We start from the raw sequence: 15167 nt of genomic DNA on the forward strand, positions 1-15167 counted from the left end.
CGATGAGGGCCACTCTTGCGATGAACCGTTCATGCCTGGGGCACGTAAAAGTCAAGAGAAGCTCAAGGAAGCGTCAGAAAGGGCGAATTGGGCTTTTCGTCCTTGCGGTCGTGTTACGAACGCGGCGCGGCGCCCCGCTCCTTGAGCATGTCGGACATCAACTGGATCTCCGACTGCTGCGCGTCGACCATCCCCTGCGCGAGCTTCTTCTCCACGCCGACCGAGCACTTGGCGACGCAGCCCTCCGCCATGTGGATACCGCCCTTGTGATGGCCCGTCATGAGCTGCAGGTAGAAGACCTCCGCCTGCCTGCCGTTCAGCGTGCCGAGCTTCTTCATCTCGGCGTTCGTCGCCATGCCCGGCATCAGCGCGCCGTCCTCGCCGGAGGCCATGTCGCCCATGCCCATCCAGTCCATCGGCGGCTTGGCGGACACCTTCGGCAGCTCCCACAGATCCAGCCAACCCAGCAGCATGCCGCGCTGGTTGGCCTGCGTCTGCGCGATGTCGTAGGCGAGCCGCCGGACTTCCTCGTCCTTCGTCCGGTCGCGCACGATGTACGACATCTCGACGGCCTGCTGGTGGTGGATCGCCATGTCCCGCGCGAACCCCGCGTCCGCGGAGTCGGAGGACGGCGTCCCCGTGCCGGAGCCGCCGTCCTCGGCGACCGCGTAGGTGATCGCGCCGGCCGCGACGAGCAGGGCCGCCGCGGCCCCCGCGATCCAGGCGAAGCGCGGCCTCACTTCATCGCCCCGCCGGTGCACGAGGCGCCCGGCTCGGGCGTCTGCTTGCCCTGGACGTACGTCGAGAAGAACTTGTCCACGGCCGGGTCGTCGGCGCTCTTCACGGCCAACTGGTGGCCCCATGCCGACAGGACGAGCGGCGACGCCTGGTTCTCGTACGGGCTCATCAGCGAGTACGGCGTCTTCTTCACCTTGGCCGCGAGTGCGTCCACGTCCGTCTTCGCCGCCTTGTCGGTGTACGTCACCCACACCGCGCCGTGCTCCAGCGAGTGCACGGCGTTCTCGTCCTTGACGGGCGAGGTGTAGACGTCGCCGTTGCAGTTGAGCCACACCGGATTGTGGTTGCCGCCCACCGGCGGGTGCATCGGGTACGTCACGTCCGTGCTGACGTGCGTCCGCGACAGCTTCCCCGACCAGGTCTGCACGCCGTCCGCGCCGGCCACGAAGTGCCCGGACCCCTTGGAGTCGCTCGCCGCGTCGTTCTTACCGGACTGCGACTGCACGAGGACGACACCGCCGACGACCAGACCAGCCACGACCACCACGCTCGCGCCGATGGTGAGGGCCCGGTTGCGGCGCTCGCGGGACCGCTCGGCACGCCGCATCTCCTCTATCCGCGCCTTGCGCGCCGCGTTGCTGCTCTTCTTGCCGGAACCCATGACGGTGTCCTTCTGGGGGGATCGACGGGACGTACGGGGACGGTGGGGCCCACTGATCGTAAGGGGGCGGGGGCGTCCTGCCGTAGGGAGGTCGCGGGAACCAGAAGATGAATCGTGATGTGAACCGGATATTTGGAACGCGGGATGCGTATTACCTACCATTCACGTATGCGGTTGCTGCGTTCCACCGATCTGGCACTGCGGGTTCTGATGCGGCTCGCGGTCGCTGACGCGTCCACTCCCACGACCCGGCAGGTCGCCGAGGACATGGACGTGCCGTACACGCACGCCGCGAAGGTGGTCGCCGAGCTCCAGCACCTGGGCCTGGTCGACGCCCGTCGCGGCCGGGGCGGCGGGCTCGCTCTCACGGAGAAGGGGCGTACGGCGTCCGTCGGGGCCGTGGTGCGCCGCTTCGAGGGTGATGGTGAGGTCGTCGAGTGCGAGGGCGCCACCCCGTGCCCCCTGAGCCCCGCCTGCAAACTGCGCGGCGCCCTGCGCCGGGCCCAGGAGGCGTTCTACGCCTCACTGGACCCGCTGACACTGGAGGACGTCGTGGCGGCACCGACGGGTCCGCTGCTGCTGGGAATCTCCCGGCGCCCCTAAGCGGCGGTCTGGGCCAGCCACAGGTCCGGGCCGAACACCTCGTAGTGGATGTCGGCCGGGGCCACGCCCCTGTCGATCAGCTGGGCGCGCACCGCCCGCATGAAGGGCAGCGGTCCGCACAGGTACGCGCGCGTGCCCTCTGGTACGGCGATGCCGTCGAGGTCCACCCGTCCGGTGCGGGTGCCCGGCTCCGCGTCCCGCTCGTAGAAGAAGTGCGCTGAGGCGTCCGGCAGCTTCTCCGTGTACGTCTCGTGGTCGGATCGCAGCGCGTGGTGGGCGGGGGAGCGGTCGCCGTGCACGACGGTGACCGGGGCCCGGTGGCCGGTCTCGGCGAGGTGGGCCAGCATCGCGATCATGGGGGTGACGCCGATGCCGGCGGAGGCGAGGAGCACCGGGGTGTCCTGGGTGCCCTCGAGGACGAGGTCGCCGTACGGCTCGGAGAGCTCGAGCACGCTGCCGACGTCCACGCGCGCGTGCAGATGGTTGGAGACCTCACCGTCGGGTGCGCCGTCCTCGCGCACCCGCTTGACGCTGAACTGCCGCACCGACTCGCCGGGGGCGCCGGAGAGGCTGTACTGCCGTATCTGCCGGGCGCCGTCCGGGAGTTCGGCGCGGACGGAGACGTACTGCCCCGCCCGGAAGGAGGCGACCGGGCCGCCGTCCACCGGCCGCAGCCGGAAGGAGGCGACCTCGGAGGTCTCGGCGACCCGCTCGACGACCTCCCAGCGCCGCAGGTCACGGCCGCCGTGCTCGTCGTACAGCCGCTTCTCGATGGCGATCAGGGCGTTCGCCATCAGCCAGTAGACCTCGTCCCAGGCGGCCGCGACCTCGGGCGTCACGGCCTCGCCGAGGACGTCGACGATCGCGGCGAAGAGGTGCTCGTGGACGATCGCGTACTGCTCCGGCGTGATGCCCAGGGAGGCGTGCTTGTGGGCGATGCGGCCGAGCATCGCGTCGGGCCGCTGGTCCGGGTGGTCCAGCAGGTGGGTGGCGAAGGCGGCGATGGACCCGGCGAGGGCCTGGCGCTGGGTGCCCGCGGCCTGGTTGCCGCGGTTGAACAGATCGCGCAGGAGTTCGGGGCGGGCGGCGAACATCCCGGCGTAGAAGCGCTCGGTGATCGTGTCGAGGGACGCGGCGACGGCGGGGAGGGTCGCACGGACGGTGGCAGCGGACTGCTCGGACAGCATGGTGACTCCTTATGGACTCGGCGGATGCCCACGTTAATTAAACTTGCATCTGAGATGCAAATTAAAGTTCGGGGGGTGAGCACGGTCCGCCATTACGGATGTCGGTCCGAGCAGGCAAGATGGGCGGCAGAGCGGTACACCCGCCGTACGTGAGGCGTTCGGCGCCGAGTCGGGTGGCCGATCATGGTCCGCAACGCGCACGAAATGCTGTTGTGGTGGGATGCTCAGGTGCCCGACCGTCTCTCCCGCGGTACCGGGGCAGGTGGCCTGACCAGCAAGGATGGGGAAGCGGAAGATGGACAAGCAGCAGGAGTTCGTGCTCCGTACGTTGGAGGAGCGCGACATCCGGTTCGTACGCCTGTGGTTCACGGACGTGCTGGGCTTCCTCAAGTCCGTGGCCGTGGCACCAGCCGAGCTGGAACAGGCCTTCGACGAGGGCATCGGCTTCGACGGCTCCGCGATCGAGGGCTTCGCCCGGGTCTACGAGTCCGACATGATCGCCAAGCCGGACCCGTCCACCTTCCAGGTCCTGCCGTGGCGCGCCGAGACCCCCGGCACCGCCCGCATGTTCTGCGACATCCTCATGCCGGACGGCTCCGCGTCCTTCGCCGACCCGCGCTACGTCCTCAAGCGCGCCCTCGCCAAGACCTCCGACCTGGGCTTCACCTTCTACACCCACCCGGAGATCGAGTTCTTCCTGCTGAAGGACCGCCCGCTGGACGGCACGCGGCCGACGCCCGCCGACAACTCGGGCTACTTCGACCACACCCCGCAGAACGTGGGCATGGACTTCCGCCGCCAGGCGATCACCATGCTGGAGTCGATGGGCATCTCGGTGGAGTTCTCCCACCATGAGGGCGCTCCCGGCCAGCAGGAGATCGACCTCCGCTACGCCGACGCCCTCTCCACGGCCGACAACATCATGACGTTCCGCCTGGTCATGAAGCAGGTGGCCCTGGAGCAGGGCGTGCAGGCGACGTTCATGCCGAAGCCGTTCTCGGAGCACCCCGGCAGCGGCATGCACACGCACCTGTCCCTCTTCGAGGGCGACCGGAACGCGTTCTACGAATCGGGCGCCGAGTACCAGCTCTCCAAGGTCGGCCGCTCCTTCATCGCGGGCCTGCTGAAGCACGCGGCGGAGATCTCGGCCGTCACCAACCAGTGGGTGAACTCCTACAAGCGCATCTGGGGCGGCTCAGAGCGCACGGCGGGCGCCGGCGGCGAGGCCCCGTCCTACATCTGCTGGGGCCACAACAACCGCTCGGCCCTGGTCCGCGTCCCTATGTACAAGCCCGGCAAGACGGGCTCCGCGCGGATCGAGGTCCGCTCCATCGACTCGGGCACCAACCCCTACCTGGCGTACGCCGTCCTGCTGGCCGCCGGTCTCAAGGGCATCGAGGAGGGCTACGAACTCCCGCCGGGCGCCGAGGACGACGTCTGGGCCCTCTCCGACGCCGAACGCCGAGCGATGGGCATCGAGCCCCTGCCCCAGAACCTGGGCGAGGCCCTGGCCCTGATGCAACGCAGCGACCTGGTCGCCGAAACCCTGGGCGAACACGTCTTCGACTTCTTCCTGCGCAACAAGAAGCAGGAGTGGGAGGAGTACCGCAGCGAGGTCACCGCGTTCGAGCTGCGGAAGAACCTGCCGGTGCTGTAGGCGCAGGTCAGAGCGGTATTGCTGATCCAAGAGGCCCCGGAGAGACGACCACAGGGTTGTCTCCCCGGAGCCGTTCTGCGGTCCTGGGCCGTCTGTGGGCGAGAGAAACGAGCCCGTCTGGGTGTCGGCACCGCTGGCTCTAGGCGAGGCGTAGGCCTACAGCGCGTCGTTACTGATGTCGTCCGCGCTCACGGCGTGGTTTCCACGTCCGCGTCGTCGATCCATCGAGCGAGATGCTGAACGCTGCCAATTGCTCAAGTGCTTCGTTCTCGTCCAGCTCGTGATCGATTTCGTGGGCGATGGGGTTGCGGATCGCGGAGTAGACACCACGGGCGAAGCCGGCCGCACCTTCGTGACGGCTCCTGAACGTGTCGCTTCCGTCGTCGTCTCCGAGGCGGAGCCGTGGATGCCCGCCGCTTGGCGGCTTGGTGGAGAAGGCCTCTCCCAGGAGCTTCGCCTCGGAGAGGTCCTTCCGCCCCAGCTTGGCCTGAGCCTGGGCGTTGATCGCCTTGGCTGCCATTCCCACCGCTTCACGGAAGTGCCCACTGCTCCAAAGCCCCTGAACGCTTCCCCACACCCATCGGTGCAACGTCGCAGCATCAAGCTGGGGTGCGCCGCTTCCGAGATTTTCGATCAGTTCCTGTTCAGCCTCCAGCTGCGAGATTGCCCGATGAGCCGCCTCCCGGTGCCGCCAGTACGGCTGCTTCTTGGCTTCGGGCCAATCAGCGGTTCGCCAGCCGGGGAGGACTCGATCCAAGACCTGCTCGGTGATCTGAGCCGAAGACTGCACCTCGGCCTTGGGCTTGTTGAGCTTGTAGTACGCGAACCCGATGGTGTTCGGAGCGTCTGGCACGTACGTGATGGAGGCAGTGTCAAGGAACGACTTGAGCCTGTTGATCGCCCACTAGCGATTTATTTGGGTCACCGCGCAATGGTCCCTCCTCGCCCCTGCATTGAGGGAGTTCTTTTTCAGGGACTGCCTGGCGCCGAATCAACTGAACAGTGACCCGTAGTGCGACTGCCGAGCTCGGGACTTGGCGGGCCCGCTTGCCAGGGCGGTCGATCTGCCTCGGCGAGCCGGCCCGTCAAGCGAGTGAGACGCGGTGCTTCCTAGCCGAATTCGCCGTTCCGCACTCCGTCCCGGAATGCCATCCATTCCTCTGCGGTGAACCGCAGAGACGGCAGGTCCCTGTTGTTCGAGTCGCGGATCGCGACGGCTCCGTCGCCGAGCTCCGCCACCTCGACGCAGTACGGGCCCGTCGTGCTCTTACTGCTCCTGATCCAGTGCGCTTCCGTCAGGTCACGCGCGTACAGGTCGGACTTTCTCGCTTCCATGAGAACTCCGTTCGATGTTCGATCGGATATTCCCCCTTCCCACCCTCATCCCGTCCCTCCCACGTCGCAACCGGCGTCGCGCCCACGTCGAAGACCGCCGCGACCTCGCTGGTTCCGGTCCTGAGCTTCGAAGCCGTGGACAGCGGCCCCGGCAGTGTCGGCTGCGGGCACGGAGTAGCGATGAGCCGGTACGCCCGGGCCTTGTGCAAGGGGTGTGCAAGTTCGGTCTGCTCGGCGGCAGTTCTCTTGTGTGAGAGACGTATGCACAGGTGAGACGAGGGGCCATGCCACGGACACGAGAGAAGCCGCCGACCACGCTCAGCCACGGCAAGCTGCCGTACCCGCAGGGAACGTTGGTCGAAGACGCCGAGAACGGACGTACGGGCGAGCTGCAAGGCGTGATCGAGGAACGCACGAAGGAGGGCAACAGGCTCTTCAGCCGAACGGCGTACATGCGGCCGAAAGGGGGTGGCATCGAGTGGGAGGCCCCTTTGACCCGCATCCGGCCCGTCGACGAGAACGGTTAACGATCCCTACCAAGTGTGCAGCCCTCCTCGCCCCGGGCGACGTGATCGGGTACGAGGTCAGGTGGCGCACCGTCAAGGCGGCGACCACGGCGCGTGGTCCAATGGGCGGGTTAGCTGTCGTCGTCACCTGGAAAGAGGGCGGCACGGCGCGTTTCCCGGCGGGTGACGAACTCCTTCTGAAAGAAGCGGACTCTGCTTGAGCAGCGATGGAGCCCCACCCCAATGCAACAGGGGCGGGGCTCAGTTGTGTCCACGTTGGCCACCAGCCGGGCCCGGGCGTGGTGCGGCGGCGGACGCGAACCTCCGCTCGCCCACTTCACGGGTGTGCGAGATGCGGCTCTTCCCGACGATCTGTGACGTCAGCGTCATGACTGGCTCAGGAACGCCGGAGACACCGCCGCCGTGCTGATGCGCCGCGGCTTCCCCGTGCCGTCGGCCGGGACCTCGTACAGATCCGCCCCGTAGTCGCCCGGCAGTGCGTACACGACCGTATGTGCGTCCCGCCACACCGCCTGGTCGTCGACGCTTCGTCGCTCGGCGAGCGGGGTTTCGTGCATCGTCCGCAGGTCGAGGACGTACAGGCGCCAAGGGGCGTCCTTGGACAGGCCCTTGACGCGTTTCTTGTAGGCGATGCGGGTGCCGTCGGGGGAGAGGGACGGGCATTCGACGTTCGTGTGGAGGGTGGTGACCGTGCGGGTGCGCAGGTCGCCGCGGACCAGGTAGGTCTTCCCCTTCGTCGCCAGCGTCGCGTAGAACGTGCGGTCGTCCGCCGCGAACGTCGCGCCCCAGAAGTTGACGTCCGACGCCCGGTAGGTGTGGCCGTCCTTGATGACTCGGTACGCCTCCAGGGACGGCGTCAGCTCACCCGTCCTCGTGTCCACGATCGCCGTGCGCGTCGAGAAGTTCGTGCCCGCGTACGAGTCGCCGCCGACGAACGCCGTCCAGGCGGCGAAGTGACCGGTGGGGGAGACCCGGGCGCGGGACGGGATGCCGGGGACGTCGTAGTGGGCCGTGGTCTTCAGGTGTGCGTCCAGGATCACCGCCCGGTACGTGTCCGAGAGCGCGCCGTGCACCGCCTGGAGACACACACCGGTGCCCGAAGTGGCGTAGAAACGCAGGCACTTGACGCCGGAGGCGGTGCGCGGGCCGGCCGGGTCCGACGCCGGGACCGTGGTCAGCTCGTCGCGGTGAGGGCCCCACGCCATGTTGCGGAACACCATGCGGCCCGGCATCGTCAGGCTCACCTCGCCCGACGTCACCTCCGGGCCGCCCGCCTGAGTGTGGTCACGGCGCTCCGCCCGTGCCGAGGCGTGCAGGACGGCCGCCAGCGCGACCGCCGCCAGCACGACGACGGCCGACAGCAGAACGATGATGCGGGACCGTACGGTCATGAAGCGGGCTCCCGGGTCGTGCCGAGGGTGTTCGGGCGGAGGGTGAAGGAGAACGCGGCGCACACCGCCAGCGCCACGGTGGTCGCCGCCAGCGCCGTACGGTCGCCCCACAGCGTCCAGGCCGCACCGAAGCCGAGCGAGCAGGCGAACCGGGCCATCGCCTGACCCGTCTGCACCACCGCCAGCCCCGAGGAGCGCAGTTCCTCCGGGACGCCGTCCGAGGCGGCCGCCATCAGCACGCCGTCGGTGGCCGCGTAGAAGGCACCGTGCAGGGCGAGCACCGCGTACGGCAGGGCCGTGCCGTGCCAGGACGTGAGCAGCAGGGCGTAAGCCAGAAGCAGTGAGCCGTGCCCGGCCAGGAACACACGCCAGCGCCCCCACCGGTCCGCGAGCCGCCCCAGCGGCACCGCGAGGAGAAGGAACGCGGCGGCCGTTCCCAGCGGCAACAGCGCGAACCAGCGGTCCGGGACGCCGAGCCGCCGCTGCAACAGCAGATAGACGAAGGAGTCACTGACCGTGGCCAGCCCGAGCAGCAGCGCACAGACCGTGATACGGCGCAGCTCACGGCGGCGCAGCAGGCCTACGGCCGCCTTCAGGGTGGGACGCGTGCCCGACCCCTCCGCCACGCGGCCCGCGGCCCGCCCACCCGGCACGAACAGCACCAGCACCAGCACGCCGATCACGGCCACACAGAAACTCACCGTGAACACCGCGTCGTACCCGTCCACCGTGGCTCGAAGGATCAGGAACGCCACGAGCGGACCCAGCAGCGCACCCGCCGTGTCCATGGCACGGTGCACCCCGAAGGCGCGGCCACGCGTCTCCGGCGTACTGGAAAGGGAGATCAAGGCGTCGCGCGGGGCCGTGCGCAGCCCCTTGCCCGTGCGGTCGGCGGCCAGGATCAGGCCGATCGGCGTCAGGCTGTGCGCGAGCAGCAGCAGCGGCTTGCACACCGCGGAGATGCCGTAACCGAACCCGGCCACCCACTTGTGCCGGCCCCCGCCGCGGTCGGCGAGGTGGCCCCCCGCCAAGCGCACCAGCGCCGAGAAACCGTTGTAGATACCGTCCAGGAGCCCGAAGCCCAGCGGCGACAGACCGAGCCCCGCCACCAGATACAGCGGTAGCACCGCCGTGACCATCTCGGACGAGACGTCGGTGATCAGGCTGACCGCGCCGAGGGCGAGCACGGTGGGAGCGACCGCGGCACGGCGCCGCCCGGCGGAAGACCGGACGGCACCGCTCGCGGACGCCGGCGTACTCGCGCGGCTGTCCGCTACGTACACGTCACGACGCCCAGATGCCGGTGATGTCCTTGGCGGAGGCCGCGTTGCCCGCGTGCGTGGTCAGGCCCTGGGTGTCCTCCAGGGTGCGCAGCAGGTCGTAGTGGTTGTAGGTCGTGGTGGACGACGAACCCGCGGTCACCGGCTGGCCGTACAGGACGGTCGGGATGCGGTTGCCGGCCAGCCGGTTGTCCTCGTCGAAGGTGACGACGAGGAGGCTGTTGTGGGTCTTGGCCCAGGTCGCGTAGGCGCCCAGGTTGTTCTTCAGCCAGGTGTCACCGGTCGACACCGAGCAGTCGTGCATGTCGCTGCACAGGTTGGGGACCACGAACGACATCTGGGGCAGCGTCGAGTAGTCGGTCGGGAACTGCGCGAACGTCTTGGCACTCGACGTCGGCACGTTGCTGAACCCGAACCACGGGTTGTGCTTGCGCGCGTACTTGCCGCTGCTGCACGTGGTCGAGCCCTGGCTGGGCAGGGTCTCGTTGTAGCTGGCCCAGCTGCGGCCGGCCGCGATCTGCTCGGAGGCCAGGTTGGCGGCCGAGGAGAAGCCGGGGGTGTAGCAGCTGTCGTCCGTGATGCCCTGGGTGGAGCCGGAGAACAGGGCGAAGTAGTTCGGCTGGCTCGGGTGGGTGATCGCGTAGGACTGGCTCAGGTTGGCGCCGCCGGTCTTGAGCGAGTTGATGTAGGGCGCGCTGGAGGATCCGATGACCTGGCTGTAGGCGTGGTTCTCGAAGACCACGACAACGACGTGGTCCGGGCTCGGCACGGCGCCCGCGGCGTGCGCGGACTGGCCACCGAGCCCGGTCCACAGACCGAACGCGGCCGCGGCGAGGGCTGCACCGGACGCCACGACGGCGCGGGCACGGCGGTACACGGAACTGCCGGACACAACAACCTCCGGAGGGGGGAAGGACGGGGTTGGCGATGCGGACAGAGCATGCTCACGCCAACATTCCCCCGCCCGACCTCACCCAACCGGGCGGATGAAGAGCGTGTGAACTACTGCCTCTGCCCCGCCAGTTGGGCCAACACCTGGTGCAACGGCTCACTCGCACGCCGCCGATACTCCTGAATGGCCCACCCGTTGCCATCAGGGTCCTTGAAATACATGAACGTGGCCCCGTCCTGCGGCGCGAACTGCTGCGGCTCGCTCACCTCCAACCCCCGCCCGCGCAGCTCCTCGTACGCCGCCTTCGCATCGGCCACACACAGCTGCATACCGTGATACGACCCCGGCTCCGGCGTCCCTGTCGGCACCTGCAACCCATCCACGAGCGCGATCGAACACCCCGACCCCGGCGGCGTGAGCTGCACGATCCGCATGCCCTCCATCACCTCGCCGTCAAGGTCGACATGAAACCCGACCTTGTCCCGGTAGAACTCCTTGGCCCGGTCGACGTCCGTGACCGGCAGGATGATCACTTCGAGCGTCATGTCCATGAACGACTCCTCCGTCGTCTCGGCTCCCTTCACCGAAGCGGAAAACGCACGGCGGTGCCACCAGAAGGCGAATACGCGCCACGGACGCAGAAGGCGAATACGCGCCACGGAGGGCCGGCCGCCCACGGTGGGAAGGGGACGTGGCGGGGGGTGTCCGCCCGCAGCGGCCGGCGAAAACCCGGGGTACGAAACACACAACCAGCCCGCCGGACCGAGGACGGACACCCCCCGGCGCGGCACCGACTCACCCACCACGCCAGGGCGCTGCACAAGCCCCCACACACGCACAGGCGCCGCAGGCATCCCGCACGTGAACGCACCCCCGAAAGTCGCACCCTCCCGCCACGGAGCCACCCCACTCCGATCCGGCTACGCTCGATCGAGGACGACCTTGATCCGAGGGGAGGCCGCGGATGACGCCGGGGCGCAGGAGCAGCACCTTCACACGCCTTCTGCGGCACGGCTTCACCGACCCCTCCGCCGCAGAGCGCCTCCTGGACGGCCCCGAGCTCGCACCCGTGCGCAACGACCCCGTGCTCCTGGAGGCCCTCGGCGCCACCGCCGACCCCGACCTGGCCCTGCACGGCTTCGTACGCCTCCTGGAGGCCCAGCCCGACCACACCGCCCACCGCGAACTCCTGGACACCCTGATAGCGGCCAAGCCGCTGCGCGACCGCCTCCTCGGAGTCCTGGGCGCCTCCGCCGCCCTCGCCGACCACCTGGCCCGCCACCCCCGCGACTGGGAGACCCTGGTCACCTACGAGCCCCGGGACCTCCACCCCGGCGTGGAGGAGTTCGAGGGCGGCCTGGCCGAGGCCACCGACCCGGTCACCCTCCGCATCGCGTACCGCCGCTGCCTCCTGTCCATCGCCGCCCGAGACGTGAACGGCACGATCGACGTCGCCCAGACCGCCGCCGAACTGGCCGACCTGGCCACCGCCACCCTCCGCGCCGCCCTCGCCATCGCCCGCACCGCCGCCCCCGAGGACGCCGCGCTGTGCCGCCTCGCGGTGATCGCGATGGGCAAGTGCGGCGGCCACGAGCTGAACTACGTCTCCGACGTGGACGTGATCTTCGTAGGCGAGTCGACGGACGGCGCGGACGAGGGCAAGGCGATCAGAGCCGCGACCGGCCTCGCCTCGCACATGATGCGGATATGCTCGGAGACCACGGTCGAGGGCTCCATCTGGCCAGTGGACGCCAACCTCCGCCCCGAGGGCCGCAACGGCCCCCTCGTACGCACCCTCAGCAGCCACGTTGCCTACTACCAACGCTGGGCCAAGACCTGGGAGTTCCAGGCACTGCTGAAGGCCCGCCCGGTAGCGGGCGACGTGGAACTGGGCGAGGACTACATGGCGGTGGTGGAACCCCTCGTCTGGAAGGCGGCAGAACGCGACAACTTCGTCGCGGACGTACAGAAGATGCGCCGCAGGGTCGTCGAGAACATCCCCGTGGCCGAGATCGAACGCGAGCTGAAGCTCGGCCCCGGCGGCCTCAGGGACGTCGAATTCGCCGTACAGCTCCTGCAGTTGGTGCATGGCCGCGCCGATGTCTCACTCCGCAGCCGCACCACCCTGGACGCCCTCCAAGCGCTGGCAAGCGGTGGCTACGTGGGCCGCGCGGACGCCGTCCAACTCGACGACGCGTACCGCTTCCTGCGCTCCATGGAGCACCGCATCCAGCTCTACCGCCTGCGCCGCACCCACCTCGTCCCCGAGGACGAGACCGACCTGCGCCGCCTGGGCCGCTCCCTGGGCCTGCGCGCCGACCCGGTGACCGAGCTGACCCGCGAGTGGAAACGGCACACCGGCGTCGTACGACGATTGCACGAGAAGCTCTTCTACCGCCCGCTGCTCGACGCGGTCGCCCAACTCGCCCCCGTAGAGGCCAGGTTGAGCCCCGAGGCAGCCCGCGAACGCCTCGTCGCCCTCGGCTACGCCGACCCCGCCGCCGCCCTGCGCCACCTGGAGGCGCTGGCCTCCGGCGTCACCCGTAAGGCAGCCATCCAGCGCACCCTGCTGCCCGTCCTCCTCGGCTGGTTCGCCGACTCGGCCGACCCGGACGCGGGCCTGCTCAACTTCCGCAAGGTCTCCGACGCGCTCGGCAAGACCCCGTGGTACCTGCGCTTGCTGCGCGACGAAGGAGCAGCCGCCGAGAACCTGGCCCGAGTCCTGTCCGCCGGCCGCCTGGCCCCCGACCTGCTGATGCGCGCGCCCGAAGCAGTGGCCCTGCTGGGCGACGGCGAAGGCGGCGGACTGGCACCACGCGGCCGAACCCCCCTGGAACAAGAAATCCTGGCCGCAGTCGGCCGCGCACCCACCGCAGAACAAGGAGTAACCGCCGCCCGAGGCGTCCGCCGCCGAGAACTGTTCCGTACGGCCGCCGCGGACATCGTCGACTCCTACGGCACCGAGTCCAATCCGGCCGAGGCGGACGAGGGCGCGCTGGTCGACCGGGTGGGCGGCGCGGTCTCCGACCTGACGGCGGCCACGCTCGCCGGCACCCTGCGCGCGGTCGTCCGCGAGGGCTGGGGCGACACCCTGCCCACCCGCTTCACGATCATCGGCATGGGCCGCTTCGGCGGCCACGAACTGGGCTACGGCTCCGACGCCGACGTCCTGTTCGTGCACGAGCCGCGGGACGGCGTGGACGAACGGGAGGCCTCCGAGGCGGCGAACAAGGTGGTCTCCGAGATGCGCCGCCTGCTGCAGATCCCCAGCGCGGACCCGCCCCTGCTGATCGACGCGGACCTGCGCCCGGAGGGCAAGTCGGGCCCGCTCGTGCGCACCCTGAAGTCGTACGAGGCGTACTACCGCCGCTGGTCCCTGGTCTGGGAGTCGCAGGCGCTGCTGCGCGCGGAACCGGTCGCCGGTGACGAGGACCTCGGCCGCCGATTCATCGACCTGATCGACCCGCTGCGCTACCCCGCCGAGGGCCTGGGCGACGAGGCGGTCCGCGAGATCCGGCGCCTGAAGGCCCGTATGGAGTCCGAACGCCTGCCGCGCGGCGCCGACCCGAAGCTCCACGCCAAGCTCGGCCCCGGCGGCCTGTCCGACGTCGAGTGGACGGTCCAGCTGCTCCAGCTCCGCCACGGCTGGGCGGAACCGGGCCTGCGCACGACCCGCACCCGTGAGGCCCTGGCGGCGGCCTGCGCGGAGCGCCTCATCTCGGGCGAGGACGCCGCCATACTCGACGAGGCCTGGGTGCTCGCCACCCGCGTCCGCAACGCGGTCATGCTGGTCCGCGGCCGGGCCGGCGACACCTTCCCCACCGACGGCCGCGAACTCGCCGCCGTAGGCCGCTACCTCGGCTACGGCTCGGGCCACGTCGGCGACATGCTCGACGCCTACCGCCGTACGACCCGCAGGGCCCGGGCGGTGGTGGAGGAACTGTTCTACGGCGCGTGAGCCCCGAGCAGCGTCCCGCGCACCCCCCGCACCGGCACCACGCGGGGCAGGGAGTACGGCAGGGCGCCGTACCAGAGGCGTGCCAGGGCGAACCCGAAGGCGAGACACAGCAGACCACCCACCGCGTCCAGCCAGAAATGGTTGGCGGTGGACACGATGACGAGGAGCGTCAGCGCCGGGTACAGCAGCCCCAGCACCCGCACCCACGGCACCGACGCCAGCGCGAAGACGGTCAGCCCGGCCCACAGGGACCAGCCGATGTGCATCGACGGCATCGCCGCGTACTGGTTGGACATGTGCTTGAGGTCGCCGGAGGCCATGGAACCCCACGTGTGGTGGACCATCACGGTGTCGGTGAAGCGGCCGCCGTTCATCAACCGGGGAGGAGCAAGCGGATACAGGTAGTAACCGACCAGGGCCACACCCGTCGTCGCGAACAGCACCAGCCGCGTCGCCGCGTAGCGCCCGGGGTGGCTGCGGAAGAGCCAGACCAATACCCCCAGCGTCACCACGAAGTGCAGCGTCGCGTAGTAGTAGTTCATGCCGACGATCAGCCAAGTCACCGAGTCCACGGAACGATTGACCGACCCCTCGACGGCGATTCCCAGCTGGTGCTCGGCCTTCCAGATCCAGTCGGCGTTGCGCAGTGCCGCGCTCTTCTGCTCCGGCACCGCGTTGCGGATGAGCGAGTACGTCCAGTAACTCACCGCGATCAGAAGGATCTCGAACCACAACCGGGGCCGCCGGGGAGTGCGCAACCGACGCAGGAGACCCCGCTCGTCCCCACCCGTGACGGCCTGCGGAACGGCCGACTGCTCGCGACCTTCCGGCTCTGTCACGGTCGAGTCACTCATAGGCACAGAGTCTGCCAGAAAAGCCTTCCCCGACAGGTCATCCCAAGGTCGGGTCCGGGCCGCATGTTCTACGACGAGAGGACG

At 69.4% G+C, this 15167-nt stretch carries 14 protein-coding genes; 4 read left to right on the top strand and 10 right to left on the bottom strand.

Features of this window, described 5'->3' with window-relative positions; translation table 11 throughout:
* Nucleotides 1–113: 113 nt before the first annotated feature.
* On the bottom strand, nucleotides 114–740 hold the full coding sequence (locus tag ACFYXB_RS28155) for a DUF305 domain-containing protein (RefSeq protein WP_389587057.1): 627 nt from the start codon (nucleotides 738–740) through the stop codon (nucleotides 114–116).
* Complete coding sequence (locus ACFYXB_RS28160; RefSeq protein ID WP_389587059.1) at nucleotides 737–1399, bottom strand: DUF3105 domain-containing protein; 663 nt, start codon at nucleotides 1397–1399, stop codon at nucleotides 737–739. Before ACFYXB_RS28160 ends, ACFYXB_RS28155 begins: the two co-directional genes overlap by 4 nt.
* A gap of 168 nt (nucleotides 1400–1567) precedes the next feature.
* Here ACFYXB_RS28160 and ACFYXB_RS28165 point away from each other — a divergent pair, with 168 nt between their 5' ends.
* Nucleotides 1568–2002: an Rrf2 family transcriptional regulator gene (locus ACFYXB_RS28165; RefSeq protein ID WP_351352253.1), complete on the top strand. Its 435-nt coding sequence runs from the start codon at nucleotides 1568–1570 to the stop codon at nucleotides 2000–2002.
* Here ACFYXB_RS28165 and ACFYXB_RS28170 read toward each other — a convergent pair.
* Nucleotides 1999–3189, bottom strand: coding sequence for a globin domain-containing protein (locus tag ACFYXB_RS28170; protein WP_389587061.1), 1191 nt, complete (start codon nucleotides 3187–3189; stop codon nucleotides 1999–2001). The genes ACFYXB_RS28165 and ACFYXB_RS28170 overlap by 4 nt on opposite strands.
* Nucleotides 3190–3484: 295 nt before the next feature.
* Here ACFYXB_RS28170 and ACFYXB_RS28175 point away from each other — a divergent pair, with 295 nt between their 5' ends.
* Nucleotides 3485–4846: a glutamine synthetase family protein gene (locus ACFYXB_RS28175; protein WP_389587063.1), complete on the top strand. Its 1362-nt coding sequence runs from the start codon at nucleotides 3485–3487 to the stop codon at nucleotides 4844–4846.
* 169 nt (nucleotides 4847–5015) lie between these two features.
* Here the strand turns inward: ACFYXB_RS28175 and ACFYXB_RS28180 are convergent, their stop codons facing one another.
* Nucleotides 5016–5699 (bottom strand): TIGR02391 family protein, encoded by a 684-nt coding sequence (locus ACFYXB_RS28180; protein WP_389587065.1) that lies wholly within the window; start codon nucleotides 5697–5699, stop codon nucleotides 5016–5018.
* A gap of 257 nt (nucleotides 5700–5956) precedes the next feature.
* Nucleotides 5957–6181: a DUF397 domain-containing protein gene (locus ACFYXB_RS28185; protein WP_389587067.1), complete on the bottom strand. Its 225-nt coding sequence runs from the start codon at nucleotides 6179–6181 to the stop codon at nucleotides 5957–5959.
* 284 nt (nucleotides 6182–6465) lie between these two features.
* Between ACFYXB_RS28185 and ACFYXB_RS28190 the strand changes: the two genes are divergently transcribed.
* Nucleotides 6466–6708: a hypothetical protein gene (locus ACFYXB_RS28190; RefSeq protein ID WP_389587069.1), complete on the top strand. Its 243-nt coding sequence runs from the start codon at nucleotides 6466–6468 to the stop codon at nucleotides 6706–6708.
* Between the two features lie 365 nt (nucleotides 6709–7073).
* Here ACFYXB_RS28190 and ACFYXB_RS28195 read toward each other — a convergent pair whose 3' ends face one another.
* The 4 genes from ACFYXB_RS28195 to ACFYXB_RS28210 form a co-directional block, all read right to left on the bottom strand.
* Nucleotides 7074–8099 (bottom strand): TolB family protein, encoded by a 1026-nt coding sequence (locus tag ACFYXB_RS28195; protein ID WP_389587071.1) that lies wholly within the window; start codon nucleotides 8097–8099, stop codon nucleotides 7074–7076.
* Nucleotides 8096–9382, bottom strand: a complete 1287-nt coding sequence (locus tag ACFYXB_RS28200) for an MFS transporter (protein WP_389587073.1) — start codon at nucleotides 9380–9382, stop codon at nucleotides 8096–8098. Before ACFYXB_RS28200 ends, ACFYXB_RS28195 begins: the two co-directional genes overlap by 4 nt.
* 1 nt (nucleotide 9383) lies before the next feature.
* On the bottom strand, nucleotides 9384–10271 hold the full coding sequence (locus tag ACFYXB_RS28205) for an alkaline phosphatase family protein (RefSeq protein WP_351359346.1): 888 nt from the start codon (nucleotides 10269–10271) through the stop codon (nucleotides 9384–9386).
* 110 nt (nucleotides 10272–10381) lie between these two features.
* On the bottom strand, nucleotides 10382–10822 hold the full coding sequence (locus ACFYXB_RS28210) for a VOC family protein (protein ID WP_351359343.1): 441 nt from the start codon (nucleotides 10820–10822) through the stop codon (nucleotides 10382–10384).
* A 413-nt stretch (nucleotides 10823–11235) separates the two neighbouring features.
* Here ACFYXB_RS28210 and ACFYXB_RS28215 point away from each other — a divergent pair, with 413 nt between their 5' ends.
* Complete coding sequence (locus tag ACFYXB_RS28215) at nucleotides 11236–14229, top strand: bifunctional [glutamine synthetase] adenylyltransferase/[glutamine synthetase]-adenylyl-L-tyrosine phosphorylase (RefSeq protein WP_389587075.1); 2994 nt, start codon at nucleotides 11236–11238, stop codon at nucleotides 14227–14229.
* Here ACFYXB_RS28215 and ACFYXB_RS28220 read toward each other — a convergent pair.
* Nucleotides 14217–15083 carry a phosphatase PAP2 family protein gene (locus ACFYXB_RS28220; protein WP_389587077.1) on the bottom strand — a complete coding sequence of 289 codons (867 nt, stop codon included), beginning with the start codon at nucleotides 15081–15083 and terminating at the stop codon, nucleotides 14217–14219. The genes ACFYXB_RS28215 and ACFYXB_RS28220 overlap by 13 nt on opposite strands.
* Nucleotides 15084–15167: the final 84 nt, after the last annotated feature.

Origin of the sequence: Streptomyces sp. NPDC002619 (genome assembly GCF_042889305.1) — a bacterium.
Classification (GTDB): Bacteria; Actinomycetota; Actinomycetes; order Streptomycetales; family Streptomycetaceae; genus Streptomyces.

What these genes read in the sequence shown, in the direction of transcription:
- ACFYXB_RS28160 (WP_389587059.1), bottom strand. Translation starts at nt 1,399, where the DNA reads ATGGGTTCCGGCAAGAAGAGCAGCAACGCGGCGCGCAAGGCGCGGATA.
- ACFYXB_RS28165 (WP_351352253.1), top strand. Translation starts at nt 1,568, where the DNA reads ATGCGGTTGCTGCGTTCCACCGATCTGGCACTGCGGGTTCTGATGCGG.
- ACFYXB_RS28170 (WP_389587061.1), bottom strand. Translation starts at nt 3,189, where the DNA reads ATGCTGTCCGAGCAGTCCGCTGCCACCGTCCGTGCGACCCTCCCCGCC.
- ACFYXB_RS28175 (WP_389587063.1), top strand. Translation starts at nt 3,485, where the DNA reads ATGGACAAGCAGCAGGAGTTCGTGCTCCGTACGTTGGAGGAGCGCGAC.
- ACFYXB_RS28185 (WP_389587067.1), bottom strand. Translation starts at nt 6,181, where the DNA reads ATGGAAGCGAGAAAGTCCGACCTGTACGCGCGTGACCTGACGGAAGCG.
- ACFYXB_RS28190 (WP_389587069.1), top strand. Translation starts at nt 6,466, where the DNA reads ATGCCACGGACACGAGAGAAGCCGCCGACCACGCTCAGCCACGGCAAG.
- ACFYXB_RS28195 (WP_389587071.1), bottom strand. Translation starts at nt 8,099, where the DNA reads ATGACCGTACGGTCCCGCATCATCGTTCTGCTGTCGGCCGTCGTCGTG.
- ACFYXB_RS28210 (WP_351359343.1), bottom strand. Translation starts at nt 10,822, where the DNA reads ATGGACATGACGCTCGAAGTGATCATCCTGCCGGTCACGGACGTCGAC.
- ACFYXB_RS28215 (WP_389587075.1), top strand. Translation starts at nt 11,236, where the DNA reads ATGACGCCGGGGCGCAGGAGCAGCACCTTCACACGCCTTCTGCGGCAC.
- ACFYXB_RS28220 (WP_389587077.1), bottom strand. Translation starts at nt 15,083, where the DNA reads ATGAGTGACTCGACCGTGACAGAGCCGGAAGGTCGCGAGCAGTCGGCC.